17 protein-coding genes are annotated in these 20,152 nt (G+C 32.9%); 4 read left to right on the forward strand and 13 right to left on the reverse strand.

Features of this window, described 5'->3' with window-relative positions; all coding sequences use genetic code 11:
- Positions 1-67: 67 nt before the first annotated feature.
- Complete coding sequence (locus MRU_RS02995) at positions 68-2,653, reverse strand: U32 family peptidase (protein WP_012955387.1); 2,586 nt, start codon at positions 2,651-2,653, stop codon at positions 68-70.
- A gap of 280 nt (positions 2,654-2,933) precedes the next feature.
- Here MRU_RS02995 and tmk point away from each other — a divergent pair, with 280 nt between their 5' ends.
- Positions 2,934-3,524 (forward strand): dTMP kinase, encoded by a 591-nt coding sequence (tmk, locus tag MRU_RS03000; protein ID WP_012955388.1) that lies wholly within the window; start codon positions 2,934-2,936, stop codon positions 3,522-3,524.
- Between the two features lie 136 nt (positions 3,525-3,660).
- On the opposite strand, the gene MRU_RS03005 is transcribed toward tmk, so the two are convergent.
- The 5 genes from MRU_RS03005 to mcm form a co-directional block, all read right to left on the reverse strand.
- Entirely contained in the window at positions 3,661-3,867 is a 207-nt protein-coding gene (locus tag MRU_RS03005) for a hypothetical protein (RefSeq protein WP_012955389.1), read from the reverse strand.
- A gap of 108 nt (positions 3,868-3,975) precedes the next feature.
- Positions 3,976-4,941 carry a tyrosine--tRNA ligase gene (locus tag MRU_RS03010; protein ID WP_012955390.1) on the reverse strand — a complete coding sequence of 322 codons (966 nt, stop codon included), beginning with the start codon at positions 4,939-4,941 and terminating at the stop codon, positions 3,976-3,978.
- A 121-nt stretch (positions 4,942-5,062) separates the two neighbouring features.
- Entirely contained in the window at positions 5,063-6,103 is a 1,041-nt protein-coding gene (locus MRU_RS03015) for a 60S ribosomal export protein NMD3 (RefSeq protein WP_012955391.1), read from the reverse strand.
- A gap of 145 nt (positions 6,104-6,248) precedes the next feature.
- Positions 6,249-6,656 carry a translation initiation factor IF-2 subunit beta gene (locus tag MRU_RS03020; protein WP_012955392.1) on the reverse strand — a complete coding sequence of 136 codons (408 nt, stop codon included), beginning with the start codon at positions 6,654-6,656 and terminating at the stop codon, positions 6,249-6,251.
- Between the two features lie 534 nt (positions 6,657-7,190).
- Positions 7,191-9,188 (reverse strand): minichromosome maintenance protein MCM, encoded by a 1,998-nt coding sequence (gene mcm, locus MRU_RS03025; protein WP_012955393.1) that lies wholly within the window; start codon positions 9,186-9,188, stop codon positions 7,191-7,193.
- 399 nt (positions 9,189-9,587) lie between these two features.
- On the opposite strand from mcm, the gene MRU_RS03030 reads away from it, so the two are divergent.
- On the forward strand, positions 9,588-10,019 hold the full coding sequence (locus MRU_RS03030) for a hypothetical protein (protein WP_048812395.1): 432 nt from the start codon (positions 9,588-9,590) through the stop codon (positions 10,017-10,019).
- A 190-nt stretch (positions 10,020-10,209) separates the two neighbouring features.
- Here the strand turns inward: MRU_RS03030 and MRU_RS03035 are convergent, their stop codons facing one another.
- The gene (locus tag MRU_RS03035) at positions 10,210-10,851 is read right to left on the reverse strand and encodes an RlmE family RNA methyltransferase (protein WP_012955395.1); all 642 of its coding nucleotides are present in this window, start codon (positions 10,849-10,851) and stop codon (positions 10,210-10,212) included.
- A 157-nt stretch (positions 10,852-11,008) separates the two neighbouring features.
- On the reverse strand, positions 11,009-11,557 hold the full coding sequence (locus tag MRU_RS03040) for a metallophosphoesterase (protein ID WP_143714292.1): 549 nt from the start codon (positions 11,555-11,557) through the stop codon (positions 11,009-11,011).
- 316 nt (positions 11,558-11,873) lie between these two features.
- Here MRU_RS03040 and MRU_RS03045 point away from each other — a divergent pair, with 316 nt between their 5' ends.
- Positions 11,874-12,965 carry a formate--phosphoribosylaminoimidazolecarboxamide ligase gene (locus tag MRU_RS03045; protein WP_012955397.1) on the forward strand — a complete coding sequence of 364 codons (1,092 nt, stop codon included), beginning with the start codon at positions 11,874-11,876 and terminating at the stop codon, positions 12,963-12,965.
- 385 nt (positions 12,966-13,350) lie between these two features.
- Here MRU_RS03045 and MRU_RS03050 read toward each other — a convergent pair whose 3' ends face one another.
- The 5 genes from MRU_RS03050 to MRU_RS03070 all read right to left on the reverse strand — a co-directional run bounded on the left by MRU_RS03050 (position 13,351) and on the right by MRU_RS03070 (position 18,897).
- The gene (locus MRU_RS03050) at positions 13,351-13,863 is read right to left on the reverse strand and encodes a UbiA family prenyltransferase (RefSeq protein WP_012955398.1); all 513 of its coding nucleotides are present in this window, start codon (positions 13,861-13,863) and stop codon (positions 13,351-13,353) included.
- A 353-nt stretch (positions 13,864-14,216) separates the two neighbouring features.
- On the reverse strand, positions 14,217-14,591 hold the full coding sequence (locus MRU_RS03055; protein WP_012955399.1) for a DUF5518 domain-containing protein: 375 nt from the start codon (positions 14,589-14,591) through the stop codon (positions 14,217-14,219).
- Positions 14,592-14,615: 24 nt separating this feature from the next.
- Complete coding sequence (locus MRU_RS03060) at positions 14,616-15,584, reverse strand: SPFH domain-containing protein (protein ID WP_012955400.1); 969 nt, start codon at positions 15,582-15,584, stop codon at positions 14,616-14,618.
- Positions 15,585-15,602: 18 nt separating this feature from the next.
- On the reverse strand, positions 15,603-16,022 hold the full coding sequence (locus tag MRU_RS03065; protein WP_012955401.1) for an NfeD family protein: 420 nt from the start codon (positions 16,020-16,022) through the stop codon (positions 15,603-15,605).
- Positions 16,023-16,299: 277 nt separating this feature from the next.
- Positions 16,300-18,897: an ATP-dependent helicase gene (locus MRU_RS03070; RefSeq protein WP_012955402.1), complete on the reverse strand. Its 2,598-nt coding sequence runs from the start codon at positions 18,895-18,897 to the stop codon at positions 16,300-16,302.
- Positions 18,898-19,212: 315 nt separating this feature from the next.
- On the opposite strand from MRU_RS03070, the gene MRU_RS03075 reads away from it, so the two are divergent.
- Positions 19,213-20,064: a HEAT repeat domain-containing protein gene (locus MRU_RS03075; protein WP_012955403.1), complete on the forward strand. Its 852-nt coding sequence runs from the start codon at positions 19,213-19,215 to the stop codon at positions 20,062-20,064.
- Positions 20,065-20,152: the final 88 nt, after the last annotated feature.

The raw sequence follows: 20,152 nt of genomic DNA on the forward strand, positions 1-20,152 counted from the left end.
ATTTTCTTTTAGTTTAAACTTTTTTCTTTATTTTTCCTTTTAGTTTAATTTTTTCCATTACTAATCTTTAACAGTCTTTTTCATGTAACCTTCCATTTATAAAGTTTCCTTGATTTAGTCTGGATAGGGTTATGTTTCGAATTTGATCCTTTAGCAGGCTTAAGTCATAAGTATTGTCCTCTTTTAATGCCTGCAGGTATAAAGAGATTATTGTAGAGCTGTATTTGGCTGATGAGAATCTTGTATCGATTATTACAGAATCAACTCCTGTATCCTTTATAAGCTCCACTTCCTCTATCAGGCATAGGCAGTCCTTATTGATGAAATGGCTATGCTTATTATAGTCAAATACAACCTTATATTTGAATTTCTTTCTTTTCTTATCCTCAAGGATTGCATAGTCATCTGCAGAGTTTATTATGAAGTCTTTTCCATCATTTAAATTGGAAAAGTCGTCTTTGCTGCTCATGACTTCAAGGTTTCCTTGAATAATTATGTTTAGGTCGGTTTCTTTGTCTCCTTTAATGTATTGGTATTTTGATACAAGTTCCTTTATTTCCTTATGGGAGAGTTCTGATGATAGGATAAGGCTTTTAAATCCAGATTCAGAGAGGTTTTTGACATTGTAGCTGTTCCAGATGTTTAGGTTGTGGTTTCCATAGATGTCTGTATTGAAGCTTTTTCCTATTCCGGGAGTGTCATACATTATAGGGATGCTTATTCCTTCTTCTTTTAGCTCATCAATGATTTTGCTTAGTTTTTCTATCTCTTCATCTGAAATAAAGGAAGACAAGACTAGAACTAATCTTTCATCTTCATTTGATTTTGATTTATTATTTGGATTATTGGAATTGCCAACTATTGAATAAGCTTCCTTCAATAGGTCCTTAATCTTTTCAAAATACTCTTCTGGGCTGTTGAATGAGAATGATGGGTCAAAATAATATTTATGAATAGGAAGTTTCCTTGTCATCTCCAAAAGCTCAAGGCTGTCAACAAATATTGATAGGTTCAGTTTTTCCTTTCTTAGATCAATGTCACTATATGTTTTATATTCCTTTATAAATTGATTTACCTTTTTATTTGTAGCCCTCACTTCTTTTTTGCTTGGCTTATAATAATCAAGCAGTAGATTTGTGGCTTTTTCAAGAAGCCTTCTTCTGATTTTGTTTAATTTTCCAATAGGTATGAAAGTGTTTTCAGGCATGCCATGAATGTTCATTTCCTTTATATAAAATGAGCTGTCTCCAGTCTTTAGCATTTGCTTTTCTATATCCTCTTTGCTTATTGGTCTATTCAATGCCTTTTCAAACTTGGTTTCGGAAATATAGTTAAAGTTAAAGCGCTCTATTATGTTTTTGTTGTTTATTCCCTTTTCCTCTATCTGGAATCTTCCTGTGACATTTAGGCTTAAATCCTCATTCCAGTATATGTCTAGGGACAATGGGATGTGCTGCTTTATTGTTTCATTATGGAATTTCTTTAATTTATCGTGGGTTGACTTTGAATAGCTTAAGAGTACCTTATCTCCTTCACGGACATTTCTTGTGGTATTTAGGATTATATAATCGTCAGTCTGTTCTTTAATGTTGTCAATATAGATTCCCTTGATTTTGTCCTTATATTTGAATCCTATTCCGTCACCGATGTCAAGGTTTATTGAAAAGTCCTTGTTTTCTTTGGAAATCTTAATCTGCTCTCCTTTCTTTTCGATGATCTTTCCGATATAGACTCCCTCGTGGCCTGAGCTTTCCCTTCCTAGGACTTGGCCTGGACTTTGGTTTAGGATATATCCATCTGTAAATTCTCTATTGAAGACTAAATGAAGGTCTTTTTCATAGTCCCCCTCATCTCCATCGATTATATGTCTGTATGCATTAACGATTGTCCCTACATAATCTGCAGACTTCATTCTTCCTTCTAATTTTAGGGAGAATACTCCGGCTTCTTCTATTTTATCCAAACCTTTATAGACTGCCAAGTCATGGGTTGAAAGAAGGAATCCGTTTCCTACATTGTAGTTTTTGTATTTTAACTTGTATTGCTTACGGCAAGGCTGTGCGCAGGCTCCCCTGTTTCCACTTCGTCCGCTGTTATAAGATGAGATGTAGCAGTTTCCGCTGAAGCAGTAGCAAAGTGCTCCATGGCCGAATACTTCAAGTTCCATATTTAAGTTTGAGGATTTTAGCTTTTCGCTGATTTCCCTTATCTTATCCACGCTTATCTCACGTGGAAAGACAATTCTTGATATTCCATTCTCAACAGCCCAAAGAATGCAGTCATAGTCGCTAAGGGTCATTTGAGTAGATGCGTGAACTTCAAGACCAGGGATTAGGGTTTTGATTAGCTCTATAATTCCCACATCCTGTACAATAACTGCGTCTACCCCAAGCTTGTAGAGTTTGAAGAGGTATTGGACAACATCAACAACCTCAAAGTTGTTTATGAGGGTGTTTACTGTTACATGTATCTTTACTCCATTTAAGTGAGCATATTCTACACTTTTCTCAATTTCTTCAAGTGTGAAGTTTTTGGCAAAGGCCCTTGCTCCAAAGCGTTCGCCAGATATATAAACTGCATCTGCTCCTGCATTTACAGCAGTAACTAAAATGTCATAGTCTCCTGCAGGCGCTAATAATTCAGGTAATGTCATAAGATCTCCTATAATTGTGATTTATTTGTTTAAATTCTATTTTATTAGTAATTATTTTTTTATGATTTTGCTAGTTTTTGTTTATTTAATTTTATTTTATTTTTTTTTAATTCTTATTAAATAATCTAACTATTAATAAATCTGTTAATTTTGTTATATACATATTTTTATCAAAATTAAGGATTGAAGTCCGATTCTAGATTATTTAGTTTTCTAATCTAGATTAATTCTTTTTAAAAAATTGCAAAAATATTTATTTTTTAAAATTCAATTTCATATTATGTATATCGTATTAGAAGGAATAGATGGTGCTGGAAAATCAACTCAAATAAACTATTTAAAAGGATGGCTGGAAGATAACGGCTTTAAAGTTGAAACAATTGTTGAACCTACCGATTTGGAAGTTGGAAATCTTATTCGTCAATTGTTGACTAGGTCTGATGCTACAAGTGACACTATGCAAAAGACTTTAGGCCTTCTTTTTGCAGCTGACAGACTTGTTCTTATGGATAAAATCGAAAAGCTTGAAAGTGAAAGGACTGTTGTAATAAGCGATAGGTCTTTTTATTCAAGTCTGGTATATCAAAAGCCACAGGATTGGATTCGTGAGATAAATAAGTTTGCAAAAATCCCTGATTTGGTTTTGCTCCTTGATTTGGATGTTAAAAAGTCAGTTGAAAGATGCGATGGAACTGATGAATTCGAAAATGAGGAGTTTTTAACTGGAGTTAAAGAGAATTATCTGGCATTATCTAGAGAGAATGATAATTTTAAAATCATTGATGCGAATAATGGTCCAAATAAAGTTGCATCTGATATAAAAAAAGCTGTTGCTCCTTTATTTGATATCTGTGTAGATTGCATTAGGTAGTTTGAATATTTATCCTTTGAATCTGTGTAGATTGCATTAGGTAGTTTTAAAAATAGTTAAATAAATAATTATTTAAAAAAAATAATCTTATAATTAGCTTTTTTTTTTTAAAAAATAAAAAGGAAATTAAATAGACTTATTGCCTATCTAATTCTTCTAATCTTTTTTTCATCATTTCAACAATGTATTCTTGAGCTTTTTCCAATTCCTCTTTAGTTCCTTGGAGTTTAGGTCCGAACTCAGTTTGCTTTAGTTCCACATCGAACTTTTCAAAAACATGAGCAAGCATCTGTTCTCCAATTCCGTTTGTAAGTTTCATTTCGTAAATTGGTTCTTCTTCCATTTTTTCACCTTTATGTCCTTTTTATACTTTAAGTATCTTATAATTAAATCTTTTTTTACTATAATTATGACTTATTTTGATAAAGCTTTTTTTAACTTTGATTTAAACTTATTCGCCAGATTCCATAAATTCTCTAACTGGCTTTAAGAAATCAATGAGGAATTTAGTGATTCCATTTTTTAAGTCCATTGGATGAAGTTTGCCTTCGCTGTACATTGTATGCAGTTCATCTTTTGTTAATTCAAGGTTTCCTCCGAATTTTTCAGGTCTTTCTATGACGAATGTGTCTTGTTGGGAGAATACAAAGAAGTCTGCAATTTCAATCATTGGGTTTCCTTCGATTTCACCTTGCGGACAGTAGCTTTTTCTTATTTTTTCCTTGATTGTCTTTTCGTCATCATCCACAGCGATATAGTTTCCTTTGCTTGAGGACATCTTGTCATCGCCGTCGAGACCATGAATCAAAGGAGTGTGAATACATACAGGAGCTTCCTTTCCGATTCTAGGCAGGTTTTCCCTTGCTAACATTTGGATTTTTCTTTGCTCCATTCCTCCTAAGGCAATATCTACATTTAATGCAGACATATCAGCAGTTTGCATGAGAGGATAGACTACGCTTGCAACTTTTGGATTGTCATCGTGTCTGCTTACTTGATCCATACTTCTTTTTGCTCTTTTTAAGGTTGTTATGGTGGCTAATTGGTAAACATCATTAGTATATTCGCTTCCGGTTTGGAAAGATGAACCTAAGATGTATTCTGTATCATCAGCTAATCCTAAACCTTGAAAACACCTTTTATTGTATTCTGCAGTTTCTGCAATCTCTTCTACAGTTCCTTTTCCATTCAAGAAAGCATGGTAGTCTGCAAGAAGGATCTTTATCTTAAATCCTAACTTTTGCAATTGCTTAAGCTTCATTATGGTAACTGCATGACCTAAATGAATTTTTCCAGAAGGTTCATATCCAGTATAAGCAATTGGGGTTTCTTTTTCAAGCTTTTGCTTTAATTCTTCCAGTTCTATGATTTCAAGTGTTCCTTCTTGGATTAATTCTATTTTTTCTTCTATGTTCATATAATCACATTTTTCTTTTTTGTAATTAGTAAGTATAAGTTCTTTCAGTGTTTTTTTTTCAAATAATAATTGTAAATTATTATTTATTTAGTTAATTAATTATTAGATCGTTTTTTTTTACTTAAATAATAAATATTCTGCCCTCTATTTTTAATATATCAATTTCATCCCCGATATTAAAGCCTTCTAATTTTTCATTCATATCAAGGTCCAATGGGCTGAAGTCATCTGGATCTAGGATTTGAATGCTCTTTGGAGATTTTGCAGTTATGATTGCCTTTTGAATTCCATTTAGGTTTTCCATCTTTTCAATTGAATCATACTCTCTCCATTTCAATGCCAAGGAGTCCTGATTTTCCAAATTGGCCAGGAGAATTCTATTTCCATCAATGGCTTCCACCCTATAGATTTTATCATTATACTTGATTATATTCTCTTTTTCAAACTTAGGAAGCCTTAATGATATCCAGATTCTGTATAATCCTTTTCCTGTAGACTTGTCTTCGCTGATTAGCCTTGGAGATTCCTTGACTTTTCCTCCAAGCTCCTCTTTAAGATGTTCCACAACCTTTTTAGCTGACTTTAAGGAACCGATATAATAGTCATTTCCTTCCTTAAGCTTAGCCACTTGTGGAATATATGCCAATTTGTCTTTTTTAAACTGCTTGTCCAGTGTTCTGCCGATTATTTCTTCAGCTTTGATTATTTCATCTTCCTTAAGTTCCCTATTGTCTGCACGAAGTTGAATTACTGCTTCATAGTATCCTGCATTTCTTTTGCTGCAGTCTGGACAAACGGAATATTTGATTTTAACATTTGGCGTATGGGTTTCTACAATTTCCTCTCCAAGAACTGTCGCCACTGCTTCAATGTAACATTCTGCAATTGTTCCTCGCATTTGGTCTATTTCCAGTTCAATCTCTTCATTTTCTGCTAAATCATTAAGTTTAATATTGTTTTCTAAGGTACGATATATAATCTCATCCTCTGGAATATATTCGTCTTTCCATTTTCCTTCCTCTAATTTAGCATTACAGTGTTTACAGATGGTTACGGTAATGTTTTCTGGAATTTCCATCAATTGAAATTTCTTCAAATAGCAATTCTTGCAGATTCCATCTACCATTTCAACATCAGTGGCACCACATTCTGGACAAAACATTTAAAACGCCTTTTAATAGTAAAAATAAATAAAATAATTAAAATAAATTGTTCAAATCAAATCTATTAAATTGTGCTGATTAATAATGGTTTCATATGATTTAATAGAGATTTGGCTTTTTAAAAAAATAAAAGAGAAAAAAGAGTTATAATGGTTTAAGCGGAGCTTTTGCACCACATGCAGCACATTTTAAAATAAATATTCTATCTTCTCTTATGATTTTAGTATCTGGCCTGTTACATTCATGACAGATAACGTATTTTTCAATATATTCGTCAATTCTTTCGTTGATTAAAAAGTGATTGAACTTACCTTGAAGGATTGCTCTTACTCCTTCCAGGTTTCCTGCTGTACCTAATTCCCTAAGCAGGTATTTTAATATATGCTGAGGGTCTCTATTTAATGAGTCTGCAACATCTTTGAAATTTTGAATGAATGTTCTATTACCTTGAATAACAGAGTAAGCTTTAACTGGTTCAAACCTTTTGGTTTCAAATACTTCAGGAGGTAATTGATCAATCGCTCTGTTTAATAAATTTTCATAATCGTCCATTTTATCGCCTTCTTTATGATTGAATAAATATAATTAAATTAAATGCTTTAGGATAGTTTATATCTTATTATTTTAAAGTTCTAATTTATTTGTATGGTTTTTAAAGCATTTAAGTTATAAAAATAATTTTTTAAAGTTTTTATAATCAAATAGTTTTCTATTAAAAAGATAGTATTTGAGTTATATTAATATAAATTATATATTTTATCATTTATTAAGTTAATGTATATAAATGATTTAAATGGAATTATTTGGTTAAGTGGAATTATTTGGTTAAGTGGAATTATTTGGTTAAGTGGAATTATTTGGTTAAGTGGAATTATTAATTTTGTTAAAATAGGTGGCAATTATTTTTAAAATAATTAAAAAGAGTTAGGAATTATTAATTTTGTTAAAATAAGTGCTAATTATTTTTAAAATAATTAAAAATAAGTAAATTATTAATTTAGTAAAAAAGGAATAAAGAAATAAAAGTAAAAAGAAAAAAAAAGAAAAATGATTTATTTAAAATGCTCTAATCAAATGTTTTAATTATTAAGCAGTATTAAAGAAACCATTTCTTGGTTCAAATATGATGCCTTTTCCTTTAAGTTTTTTAACAAGAGTTTCAACCTTTTCAGGACTCATATCATATTTCTCTTTCATGTTTTCCTTAAGAGTGTCTATAGGAGCTCGTTCGAATTCCTGTTCAAGAAGCTTGATTTCCTCTTCTATCTTTTGCATTCTTTCCCTATCTGAGGTTGTTGTTCCTCCTTCCACTCTTGAAATATCTAACTGTCCTGTTTCAGGGTCTAATCCAATTTGCTCTAATGTTTTCCTTTGCAATGTGATTGCTCTTTGAGCATCCACTGCCTCTACCTTGTCCTTTAATTGGAGCTTTGCGCTTGCTTCAGCTAGACGGATGATTGCTTCAAGTTGTCTTGCTGTAATTGGAACTGGAGTGTCTTCCTCCACCCCTGCACTTCTTACAGATACATAAAAGTCTTCCAATACCTTGTTTGCCTCGTCGGTTAGGACTGGATTTATGTTTTTACGGGCATATGCGATATATTTTCTAAGGAGATCAGGCTCTATCTCATAGTTTACGCTTTCAGACTGGTGTATCTTTAGAATGTGTTGTGCCAGTTTTCTATCGTTTTCAATGTTTGGCTTATCTTCAATTACAAAGGTAAGGTCGAAACGAGAAAGAATCGGTGAAGGCAAGTCAATTTGGTCTGCTAAGGTTTTATATCGGTCGAATCTACCGAATTTAGGGTTTGCAGCTGCAAGAACTGAACATCTTGTATTCAATGTAGCCATGATTCCAGCCTTTGCAATACTTACTGTCTGTTGTTCCAATGCCTCGTGAAGGGCTGAACGGTCTTCGGAACGCATCTTGTCCAATTCGTCGACACATACGTTACCTTGGTCCCCAAGCACCAATGCACCTGCTTCAAGAGACCAGCCGCCAAGCTCATCTCTTACTGCCGCTGCAGTCAAACCTGCACCTGAAGTGCCTTTACCACTTGTATATACACTTCTTGGTGCCAATTTTGATACGTACTTAAGTATCTGTGACTTACCGATACCAGGGTCTCCGACAATGAGGATGTGGATATCTCCCCTTAAACGTGTCTTGTCTTCAAGGTGCTTTACAGATCCTCCAAAGAGCTGCAATGCAATCGCTTCCTTGACCTCTCTGTATCCTCTGATTGAAGGTGCAGTGGAGTTAATGATTTTATCATGTATGTTAGGGTCTTGGGATAATTCAAGGATTTTAGCCTCATCCTCTTCGCTAAGGTGCAATTCCTCAAATTCCTGTTCTAAAGGCTCAATATGATTTACATAAATGTAATTTTTGAATTTTCCGCTTTTTTCTTCTCTGAATGTTTTTAAAGTCCCTGTAATCCTGACCTTGTCTCCTGGACTCAATTCATCCACCAAGTCATCTTCCAATACCATAAGCATTTGCTTAGGCTCTGTTCCTCCTGAAAGGTTTTCCAAAGGCTCTTGCATTCTGGCGCTTTGAGTGTCTATGTATTTGGATTCCTCTTGAAGCAGTCTGAATGACCTTCCTCCACATTCTGTACACATGGAAGGTTCCATTATGCGGCTTGAGGATGTCTGTTCAACTTCTTGTTGTCTCATGCAGCCTCTGCATTCGAAAACACCTTTTTCAATTCTTGGGCGAATCTCATCGGTTTTTCTTACGATTCCATCTGCTGAAACAAACTTTCCAATGTATTTACTTAAGAGATCGCTTAATGGAACGTTGTTTGTAAGATTTTCGAATCTGATATTTAAATTAGCGTCTTTCATCAATGGATCGATATTCTTGATAGCCTTTTGTGAAGTTGTAATGACTTCATCAGGCTTATCGATTAATAAATCCGCCAAATCTGGATCAAACATTTCTAAATCGTTATAATCGACTGTCAATGACCTTTCATCAGGATATTTTTCTAGAACTTCAAATACATCGTCCTTGTAAATTGTAGAGAAGAATTCTTCAAATCTTGCAAGTGATGCTTTGGTTTTGTTAGTGGGACTCATAGTATACTATTCTCTATATTTAATATTATAAAAGTTTTATTGATTTTTCATTTTTTGCCTATTTTTTCACATCAAAATTGTTTTGATTTCGTAACAATATTACTTTGATTCACTAAGTTATATTTATACTTTGCTTCAATTTTACTTATTTTTTTTATTTTACTCCTCTTTTAAGGTTTAGGTTTTAATAGTTTGGTTTGATTGATAATCATTTTTTTCATATTCTCTTTTTGCCTTGATTTTATGATAATTTTAAATACTTAAAAGTAAATAATTAATGATGTATAATAATTTTATAATAATTTTATAAAAATTTTATAATGTTTTTGTAATGTTTTTATAAGTTTTTTTTAATGTTTTTAAAACATTTATAAATATTTTTATTATTTTGGTGAATATATGAGAAAATCAAGACTAAATTTATTTAGATCAACTTCTATGTTAATATCAGTCTTGGGAGTGATTGTAATTATCATTATGGTAGTTGCAGCTGCTTATGTTGGATTTAGCGTTGTTTCATCTAGTTTGACTGGTGGAATTTCCTCTGGTACTCAATATGATGAGTTAGCAACCTTAAAATCCAATTGCTCTAGTTTAGAAGCCCAATTCAATATAACCGGAACTAAGATTTATGCAATGCAAAACATTACCTTAGAAAGAGAGTTTGTAAATGCTCAAGTGGAGTTAATTAAGGTTCAAAATGATTTGGATAGTGTTGAAAGTGCATTGGCATCCGGTCAGCCTGCTTCAGAAGTTGATAAAAGAATACAACAATCAAAAGAAGATTTAAAAATAGCTCAGCAGGCTTATAATAGTTTATCTGTTAAATAAATAATCAAATTATTTATTTAATCTTTTTTTATTTTTTTTAATCAATATTTTGCTATTTTTATGGTTTTACTTATTTATATTAATTTTTAATTTATTTTATAATAATTTTTAACTTATTTTTATTAATTTTATTAATTTAATGGATTTTTATTTATTATGTATTAAAGCCTTTTTTATTATTTAAAAGGAATTACTCTTTATTTCTACTTTTTCTACTTCCAGGACCTTTTCTATAGCCTAATCCAACAATATACATCTCTTTGCTTCTGTGTCTTGATGATGGTGGCTTTGTGGATTTGACTTTTCTAAAGTCCTGCTTGATTTCATCCAATAAGCGCTTGTATTCAGGGCCTTGGAATGCTTTGATTACCATATTTCCTTCGGTTTCAAGGATATTGTCTGCTATTTTTATAACGGTTTCCACTAAATCAACTGAATTTAAATGGTCTATTGTCTTAATTCCAGTTAATGAAGGTGCTGCATCTGAAATAAGGACTTTTGCTTTGCCGTTTGTAAGTTCCATAATCTTATCTTGAACTATCTCTTTGGTGAAGTCCCCTCTAATTCCATAGAAGTTCTTTTCAGGGAATGGCTTGATTCTGTTCAAATCCACTCCAACAACGATTCCCTCTTCCCCAACCTTTTCCAAGGCCACTTGAGACCATCCTCCTGGAGCTGCACCTAAATCCACTACAGTGTTTCCTTCTTTGATTATTTTATACTTTTTATCAAGTTGTTTAAGTTTATATGATGCTCTTGAACGATATTCTTCACTTTTAGCTCTTCTATAATAGGGATCTTTCTTCTTTTCCACTTGCCATCTACTTCCCATTTTGATACATCCTTTTTAAATATTAGTTAATTATCGGTTAATTATTAGTTTATTATTGATTATTCGTTGTTTATTTATTAGTTTATTATTGCTTTATTATTAGTTTATTATTACTTATTTGTTGTTTATTTATTAGTTATTATTAATTGAAACTTATTTATTCTTTATTTGCTTTGTCTTTAAAGAAATTTAAAGCAGAACAAACAGGATTTCCCACTTTAACGAATTCAAAATTAATATCATTTCCATTTATTTCCATAATTGCCACTGAAGGGTCTGACAATCTTGGATTTGTAGGGCTTCCCGGATTAACCAGAATCACATTTTTAATCTTTTCAAGCTGTGCAACATGGGAATGGCCGCTTACAAGGATGTCTACACCTAATTCCAATGCAGTGTAATAGAGCTGTTGGGTGTCTCCTCTTGGATAGACTTCTCCATGGACTATTCCTATTTTATGGCCTTCAGCTTCAACTATTTTAGATGGAGGAAGATTCATTTCCCCTACAACCCTGTCCATATTTCCTTCAACTGCATGGACCGGTGCAATTGCCTCCAAATCATCAATAACGCTTTGGCTGGTGATGTCTCCTGCATGAAGAATCATTTCAACATCTTCAAATGCATCCAATACTTTTTGGGGAAGTTTCATTCTTCTATCTGGAATATGGGTGTCTGATATTAATCCAATTAACATTTTAGTCACTTAAATGATTGATTTTAAATAGTTCTTAAAGTTAAATTAATAATTCTTAATTTAGAAAATATAATTCTAATAAAAATCAAATTTAATTATTTGTTCATAGACATATAAACAATTGTTTTCTTTTAACATTAATAAATTTGTTTCACATTCATTATATATTTTGTCTGAATCGGTTCCTTTTTTTATAACTTTCTTAAGTTGCTTATTGTTTTTTTCCAATTTTCAATTTTCCACTCAAGTTTAATAATAAAACTTTATAAGTTTATAATTATATAATATTAATTATCTGATAATTATTTTGTTCAGGAGATTAAAAATGGGAAAAGTTAGTAAAGAAAAAATATTGGAGATTTTAGATGGCTATGATAAGGAAAACATTACCATAGCTACTCTCGGTAGTCACACTTCCTTGCATATTCTTAACGGTGCTAAAGAAGAAGGCTTTAGAACTGCTATTGTATGTGAAAAAGGTAGGGAAGTACCTTATGAACGTTTTGAAGTTGCAGATGAATTCATTATGGTCGATGAATTTAAAGACATAGTGAATGAAGATGTACAGCAAAAGCTAAGAGATATGAATGCAATCGTTATTCCTCATGGTTCCTTTGTTGCATATGCGGGTTTGGACAATGTTGAAGACAAATTCAATGTTCCTATGTTTGGAAACCGTGATATTTTAAGATGGGAAGCTGAAAGAGACCTTGAAAGAAAACTATTGGTCAATGGTAAAATTAGAATCCCAATGAAATATGATGACCCTTCAAAAATCGACCGTGCAGTAATGGTTAAATTCCCTGGGGCAAGAGGTGGAAGAGGATACTTTGTAGCTTCATCTCCTGAAGAATTTGATGCTAAAATCGATGCAATGAAAGAACGTGGATGGATTGAAGATGAAGATGTGGCACAAGCTCACATTGAAGAGTATGTTTCAGGCTGTAACTACTGTATTCACTACTTCTACTCTGCTTTGAATGACGAAGTGGAATTGATGGGTATGGACAGCAGATATGAATCCAGCATTGACGGATTTGTAAGAATGCCTGCTAAGGGTCAATTAAGCATTGATATCAGCCCTTCATATGTTGTAACCGGTAACCACCCTGTTGTAATGAGGGAATCCTTGCTTCCACAAGCATTTGAAATCGGTGACAAATTGGTCAAAAGTGCAGCAGAGCTTGTAAAACCAGGTTTGAACGGTCCATTCTGTATACAAACTCTTGTAAACGATAACCTTGAAGTTGTTGTATTTGAAACAAGTGCAAGAACTGACGGTGGTACTAATACCTTTATGGAAGGTTCTTCCTACAGTTACCTTAAGTATGGTGAAGGTATGAGTATGGGAAGAAGAGTTGCACGTGAGATTAAAAACGCTTTAGAAAACGGTGGTTTTGAGAAAATTATTACATAATTTTCTTTTCTACTTTTTTTAGTTTTTTTTCTTATTTTTATATTCTTTTATTTTCTATTTTTCTTTCTTTTTTTTGACTCTTATTTTTCTATTTTTCTAATTTTTATCATTTTAATTAGTTCGTATGGTATAAAATTATTTTTTTTTAGAAATTCGTTCCTATTTTTGAAAAACTATATTAAATGAGTTTCATTTAATAAATTATAAAAATGTAGTTTTTACTTTAATAGATTATAAAAAAAGAGTTTTTACTTTAATAGATTATAAAAAAAGAGTTTTTAGTTTAATAGATTATAAAAAAGAGCTTTTCTATTTTAAATTATTAAAAAATTTATTTAATAAAAAAAGAGATAAAAGAATTCCATTTGGAATTCAATTAATTAAATTATTTTTTCCTTCTGCTTTTTGGAAGGAATAAGTTAGCAACATTCTTTTTGACACTTCCAGTGTCTTCAAATTGTTTTTCTTTTTTAGGAGTGTCTTCGACTACAATACCCCCTGCTTTTGCTTTATTTCTTTGCCTATCTCTGTAGAGGTATCCTCCAAAGTATCCCATCAATGCGCCAAGTCCGAGAATTCCGACAGTCATGATTATATCTGCCATTTCACCTGATCCGTATGATCCTAACATGCCTGAAAAAGCTAAATATAATAGTGGAGTTGCACCTACAATTCCTAAAATGATTGATTTAAGTTCAGTTTTTGCAGTATATCCTATGTATAATGGACCTATTGCTGCAAATACCATTAAAATGTCTAGATTGTATTGGTATGCAACAAGCGGGAAAAATGCATATGCTGCTGCACCAAAAATTAATGCTTTAAAATCAATATCTGGAAGGTTACTGTTTTTATTCTTTCTCTCCTTAGGTTGTTTTGCTTTTTCTGCATCTACCATTGAATCACCTAAAACTCAAAATTATTACTTTCTATTATCTTTATTAATCTTTATTTTTCATATAATTTAAAGGTTAATGTTTTTTTTTAAATTTAAAATGTGTTTTTCATTATTTAAAAAGGATAAGTGAGTTAATATTTTTATAAAAATAATAATTGGGATAATGTTTATCCGGTCTTTTTAAATAAGATTTTAATCAGTTAAATAAAAATTAAAAACAGATTTATAAAAAAGAAAGAAAAAACGAATAAAAAAATTTTCTCTAAAAAAGAAAGAAAAAAAGTAATAAATCAAAGATAGAAAAAAAGAAATAAAAAAAGGGAATAAAAAGATAAAAATTTAAATAAATAATCTTATTCTTTTTCTCCGCTTAAGGCTCCACCTACAGCACCAGTTATTCCCATAACAATCATATATTTGATTATTGTAAATACAATATCAATCAAGCTTGTAATTCCTGAAACTGTAAATCCAGCAAGTCCTCCGAGGAATCCCATCATTGCAGTTCCTCCAATTGTGACAAGTATTATGAATAGGATTGCTGATATGATTGTTCCGAATGCTCCTGCAAGGGCTGCATTCCACATTCCGCCTAATATTCCTTCGTGAGCTATATATCCTACAATGAATCCTACAATTAAAAGACCCCAGAATTCATAGCGTCCAAAGAATAGGTAAACAACAAGTGTCAATATAAATCCTAATATCACAGCATTCATTTTTGCCATTTTTTCACCTCCCAATTATTTTGTCTATTCATTATCTGCTGTTTCTTTAGCATTTTCTAGAACTTTTATACTTTCAAATTTTTCCAATGCTTCAGGATCGTCCTTAAACAATTCTGCAATTCCTCCAACTGAGCCTAAGATTCCTGAAACTTCAGTAGGCAAGAATATTTTAGTTGCTCTTCCATCAGCAATGTTTTCAAGAGCCTCCAGATACTTGATTGCAATCAGGTCATTAGTAGGATTACCTGCATGGATTGCATTATAGGTGATTTCGGTTGCCCTTGCCTTACCTTCAGCAATGGCAATTTCCTGATATTTGTTTGCATCTGCAACTTGCTTTATGGCTTCAGCTTCCGCTTGGGCTGCAAGAATCTTGGATTGCTTGTCCCCTTCTGCCTTTTTGATTTCAGATTCCTTATAACCTTCAGACTCTAGAATTGTAGCTCTTTTCATCCTTTCGGCTTTCATTTGTTTACTCATTGCTTCAACGATGTCCTTTGGAGGTTCTATTCTTTGAATTTCTACACGGACAACTTTTGTTCCCCATTTGTCAGTTGCAACATCAAGGGTTTCACGCAATTCTGTATTGATCATCTCTCTTGAAGTCAGGGTTTGGTCCAATTCCAAGTCACCGATGATATTTCTTAGATTGGTTTGTGCAAGCTTGGTAATTGCCTGATAGAAGTTAACAACATTGTATACTGCATTGAAGGCATCTATGACCTCGCAAAAGATAACGCAATCTACAACTACAACGGTGTTGTCCTTTGTAATTACCTCTTGAGGAGGAACATCTACGACCTGTTCCCTTAAGTCAACCTTTCTGATTGTCTCTATAAATGGAATAACAATGTTCAGACCTCTTTCTACAGTTCGGTTGTACTTTCCTAATCTTTCTACAACCCCTTTTTCATAAGGTCTTATGATCTTTATGCTTTTGTATGCGATTATTGCAATGATAATTATTATTAATATGTAAATTAAATCCATCATATCACCCTTTTATTGGATTTAGAGTTTTTCAACCTTTAACTTAACTCCATCTATACCTATTATTTTTACTTCTTCCCCTTTAGATATCTCCTCATCTGAAATGGCTTTCCAGACTTCTCCTTTTATGCTTATTGCTCCAATATTTTTTTGCCCAATATCTTCCATAGCTTCTCCATTCAATCCAATCAATCGCTCTGTGTTTGATTTTTTATCAATTGTGTTTCTATTAAGCCGATTAAAGAGAGGCCTAGAAAGAATGATAAAAATGACTGTAACTAAAATAAATGCCACAATTTGGATTGTAATGCTAAATTGGAAATAGTTAAATATTGCAGCAGCTAGCGATCCAAGTCCTATGGATAATAGGTAGAATCCACCTGTCAGCAGTTCTCCAATTATGAGGATAATGGCTAAAATTATCCAAAATTCTAAATACAATTTATCACCCGCTAATAAAATTTGTTTTTAAGTTTTCACTAATCTTTTCGTTTTTTGTAAAATTCTCCATTCTTTAATTAATTTTTCTTAAGTGAAATAAGATATATTTTAATAGTATTTAAACTTTCTTATTTTATTTTAAAAGTTTAATATATTAAACTATATATGTTTTTATTTATTCTAAGAATTCTCCTATATTTAAATTTACTCTAATTGGATTAAAATGCTTATTTTTAGATATCATATATTAATTTTAAGTTATTTTTTGCTTTTTTTATTAAAACTGATTGTCCATCTCTTCCTTGATCTTATCTAGAACTGCCCTATGCATCCTTTTTGTAAACTCTGCCTTATCGTCCTGGTGGAGAACTTCCAAATATCCTTGGGAAACCAGATTGAATGCAAATGGGGTGGGGATGATTGTATTTATTGTTTTTATTTCCATCTCTCCGCTGTCAATCCATGAGATGACTCTCTTTGCATTCTTGATGTCCATATAGTCCTCTGTAGCTTCCCTTCGGGACTCCTTAAGAATTGGGAAGTTATTGTCCATCTCTTGAATGTGCTTTAGCAGTATTTTTCCTCTGACTTGCTGGCGCCCTACAGACTTCTCATGGCCTTTATATCTCCTTAGGGTCATGAGGGAGCGTCCTGCGCAATGCCTGAACCTGCTTGCTAGGGTTTCAGTCTTGTCAAGTGATTTGATTAGAATGTTTTCAAAGTTTTGAGGATTTAATCTGTTCAATGCCTCTAAGGCCCCCATCTTTCCATCTGAACTTAAATAAAATCCATTGTCTGTAATGGATATTGTTATGTTTCGCTTATTGAAGTCTGAGGCTAGAAATGCAACTGCCCTAGCTATTGCATCATTTGTCTTTCGTCCGAATAGGCTATGGAATATGACGAATTTGCGCCCTCCAAATCCTGTGTAGTACTCTACAAGGAGCTTTTGCTTATGTGGTATCTGCGCATAGAGATACTGCTCATTGAAGTATTCATAGATGGAATTTGCTGCAAAATCATCCACATAGAGATAGTCGTGGAGAAACTCCATTATCTCTTCCTTGCTTCTGCCATACTGGAACTTGCTGTCAAGGATATATCTGAATCTTTGAATGTCCACTGCAAGGTCAAATGCAAGTGGCAATTGCTCTGAATACCAAGATGGAATTGATGGAGGTCCAGATGCAGGGGATACATTTATTGTCATTCCCTTTCCATATTTGAACTTATATGTTCGACCTCCCAATACAAAGCTGTCTCCTTTCTTAAGCTTTTCCATAAAGTCCTCTTCAACCTTTCCTATGACCTCTCCGTCGCATTTTACAATAACTGCCGAATGATCAGGGATTGTTCCAATGTTTGTTGAATAGAGCATTCTTGCAAGCTTTCCCCTTTTTCCAAAGGTGTTCTCCTCATAGTTTATCCAGATTTTGGCATAGACATATCTCTCTTCAAGCTCTACATATTCTCCGGCAAGATAGCTTAATACGTCTTCATAGTCGTCTCTTGAGAGATCTTTATAGCAGTAGCTTTTTCGGATGATATCAAAGGCATAGTCAATGTCCCATGGGTTTTCTATTCCCATTCCATAGATATGCTGTGATAGGACATCTAAACAGTTTTTAGGAATCTTTATATTATCTATCTTTCCTTCCTTTGCATTCTTTAAAAGCACACTGCATTCGACAAGCTCATCTCTGTCTGTAACGATTATCCTTCCCTTTGATTTCTCATGCAGCCTGTGTCCGCTTCTTCCAATCCTCTGAAGTGCCCTTGAAACTGATTTTGGAGAGTTTATCAGGATTACAAGGTCAATGTATCCGATATCTATTCCAAGCTCAAGGGATGTTGAGGATACAACTGCCTTAAGCTCTCCTTTCTTTAGCTTTTCTTCAGTTTCCAGTCTCAGTTCCTTTGATAAGGAAGAATGGTGAGCCATAATGTTATTGCTGTTGAAGTGCTCTCCATAGAGCTTTTTAAGATTATATACATACCTTTCGGTGGCGCTACGGGTATTTGTAAAAATCAGGCTAGTCTTATGCTCCATAATCAAATCATCCAATAGGGCATAGGTAGCAAGGCGAGTGTCTTCGCTATCAGCTATTACAATGTCATCCACAGGGGATATGACCTCTATGTCCAGTTCCTTTAGATAATTGATGTCCACTAGCAAACAGTCCCTTTCTGTTCCATATTCGTATCCAACAAGAAATCTTGCCACTTCCTCCAATGGAGATACCGTTGCAGAGAGCCCTATTCTTACAAACCCTCCGATTAAGGCCTGTAGCCTTTCAAGGGATAGGCTAAGGTGAACTCCCCTTTTGTTTTCAGCAAGTGAGTGGATCTCATCGATTATCACATATTTCACATGGGAAAGCTTTTCCCTAAACTTAGGGGCCACAAGAAGGATGGATAATGTTTCAGGGGTTGTGATAAGGATATGCGGAGGGTATTTTAACATCTTGTTTCTTTGATATTGTGTGGTGTCTCCTGTTCTTACAGATTTTCTTATGTTTAATGGCTTTCCAGCTATTTTTTCTATCTCTTTAAGCGGAGTGTCTAGATTGCGCTCAATGTCATTGTCCAATGCCTTAAGGGGAGATATGTAAATGCAGTATACCTTATCTTCAAGCTCTCCTTTGTCTGCAAGGGTTGTAAGCTCGTTAATTACTGATAGAAAGGCGGTTAGTGTCTTACCGGAACCTGTTGGTGATGAGACAAGTATGTTTTTTCCCTTTTGTATTTCTGGAATTGATTGTTTTTGTGCTGGTGTAAAGTCTTCGAAGCTATTTTCAAACCATTCTCGTACAAACGGATGAAGATTCTTGTAAATCTGCTTCTTTGAATATGTTTTAGTTTGTTTTTTAATCATAGTATCATTTTATGGTGGCTTTTATTGATTTAATTTTTCGGTTTTTGGTTATATTTATTTTATAATTCATTTATTTTATAGTTTGGTTTTATTAATTTCAAAGTAGTTTATTTTATAGTTTGGTTTTATTTATTTGAATAGTAGTTTATTTTATATTTTGCTTTTATTTAGTTCAAATTAATTTAAATATTAGTTTTTACTTAAATAGTATTAAATCAAAAATAATATTGTGTTTTAAATATTTTTTAAGATAATTAAATACTATTGTGTTTAAATACTTTTTTAGTTTAAATATTTTTTTAACGAGGATTTATTATGGTTGAAAAATTATCAATTGATGAAGCTATTGAAGCATTGAAAGATGAAGATGTGGCTAATAGGAAATTAGCCATCAAAAGCTTAGAGCATAAGAGCGACGATAAGATTATCGAACCTTTGATTGAAGCCACTAAGGATGAAAATGCTCAAGTTAGATTTGGAGCTGCTGAAATATTAGGGGATATTGGAGATTCAGCAGTTGATAAATTATTGGATGAATTTAATAAGGAATCCGGTTCAAATAAACGTTTTTTAGCTGTTGCACTTCAAAAAACTGGCAGCGAAAAGGCAGTTGATGCATTTGCTGATGCATTGAATGATGAAGACTTTGGAGTTCGAAAAGTAGCTGTAAGGGCGCTTGGAGAACTTAGGGCTGAAGATAAGATTGATGCCATTGCCGAATGCATAAATGATGAGGATGGTGGAGTAAGGACTGCTGCTATCTTTGCTTTAGGAGATATTGGAACTGATAAGTCCATTCAAATCATTAAGGATGCAAGACGTAAGGAAAAGGACAAGGACTTTAAGAAGTATTGCAATAAAGCAATAAAGCAAGCTGAAAAAGTTCAAAAGTCTGGAGGCAAAGTCAAGTCTTCCAAAGGTCAGCCAATGAGCACAATTAAGGAAATGGAAAAGCAAGATCCAGAAGCTGCCATTAAGGCTTATGAAGTTCATGTAAAAAGCGGCAGCACTAAGGACACTCCTTATAAGCGTCTCGCTATATTGTATAGGAAGATAAATGATTATGATAATGAGACTAGGGTTTTAAAATTAGCTATTGAAGTTTTATCTAAAGAAAATCCTAGCAAGGTTGGATGGTTTGAGAAAAGATTGGAAAAAATGACCTAATCTTTTTTTTTATCTTTTTTTTTAGCATTTCTGCTCTTTTTTATGTTTTAGGTTTATTTTTTTCATAATTTTATTCATTTTTACTCTT

The organism is Methanobrevibacter ruminantium M1 (assembly GCF_000024185.1).
GTDB classification, from domain to species: domain Archaea; phylum Methanobacteriota; class Methanobacteria; order Methanobacteriales; family Methanobacteriaceae; genus Methanobrevibacter; species Methanobrevibacter ruminantium.

Excerpts from the sequence above, each read along its gene's own strand:
- MRU_RS03035 (WP_012955395.1), bottom strand. The coding sequence starts at position 10,851 with ATGGGAAGTAGATGGCAAGTGGAAAAGAAGAAAGATCCCTATTATAGA.
- tmk (WP_012955388.1), top strand. The coding sequence starts at position 2,934 with ATGTATATCGTATTAGAAGGAATAGATGGTGCTGGAAAATCAACTCAA.
- MRU_RS03020 (WP_012955392.1), bottom strand. The coding sequence starts at position 6,656 with ATGGACGATTATGAAAATTTATTAAACAGAGCGATTGATCAATTACCT.
- MRU_RS02995 (WP_012955387.1), bottom strand. The coding sequence starts at position 2,653 with ATGACATTACCTGAATTATTAGCGCCTGCAGGAGACTATGACATTTTA.
- MRU_RS03055 (WP_012955399.1), bottom strand. The coding sequence starts at position 14,591 with ATGGCAAAAATGAATGCTGTGATATTAGGATTTATATTGACACTTGTT.
- MRU_RS03015 (WP_012955391.1), bottom strand. The coding sequence starts at position 6,103 with ATGTTTTGTCCAGAATGTGGTGCCACTGATGTTGAAATGGTAGATGGA.
- MRU_RS03010 (WP_012955390.1), bottom strand. The coding sequence starts at position 4,941 with ATGAACATAGAAGAAAAAATAGAATTAATCCAAGAAGGAACACTTGAA.
- MRU_RS03030 (WP_048812395.1), top strand. The coding sequence starts at position 9,588 with ATGAGAAAATCAAGACTAAATTTATTTAGATCAACTTCTATGTTAATA.
- MRU_RS03070 (WP_012955402.1), bottom strand. The coding sequence starts at position 18,897 with ATGATTAAAAAACAAACTAAAACATATTCAAAGAAGCAGATTTACAAG.
- MRU_RS03005 (WP_012955389.1), bottom strand. The coding sequence starts at position 3,867 with ATGGAAGAAGAACCAATTTACGAAATGAAACTTACAAACGGAATTGGA.
- MRU_RS03045 (WP_012955397.1), top strand. The coding sequence starts at position 11,874 with ATGGGAAAAGTTAGTAAAGAAAAAATATTGGAGATTTTAGATGGCTAT.
- mcm (WP_012955393.1), bottom strand. The coding sequence starts at position 9,188 with ATGAGTCCCACTAACAAAACCAAAGCATCACTTGCAAGATTTGAAGAA.
- MRU_RS03050 (WP_012955398.1), bottom strand. The coding sequence starts at position 13,863 with ATGGTAGATGCAGAAAAAGCAAAACAACCTAAGGAGAGAAAGAATAAA.
- MRU_RS03060 (WP_012955400.1), bottom strand. The coding sequence starts at position 15,584 with ATGATGGATTTAATTTACATATTAATAATAATTATCATTGCAATAATC.
- MRU_RS03075 (WP_012955403.1), top strand. The coding sequence starts at position 19,213 with ATGGTTGAAAAATTATCAATTGATGAAGCTATTGAAGCATTGAAAGAT.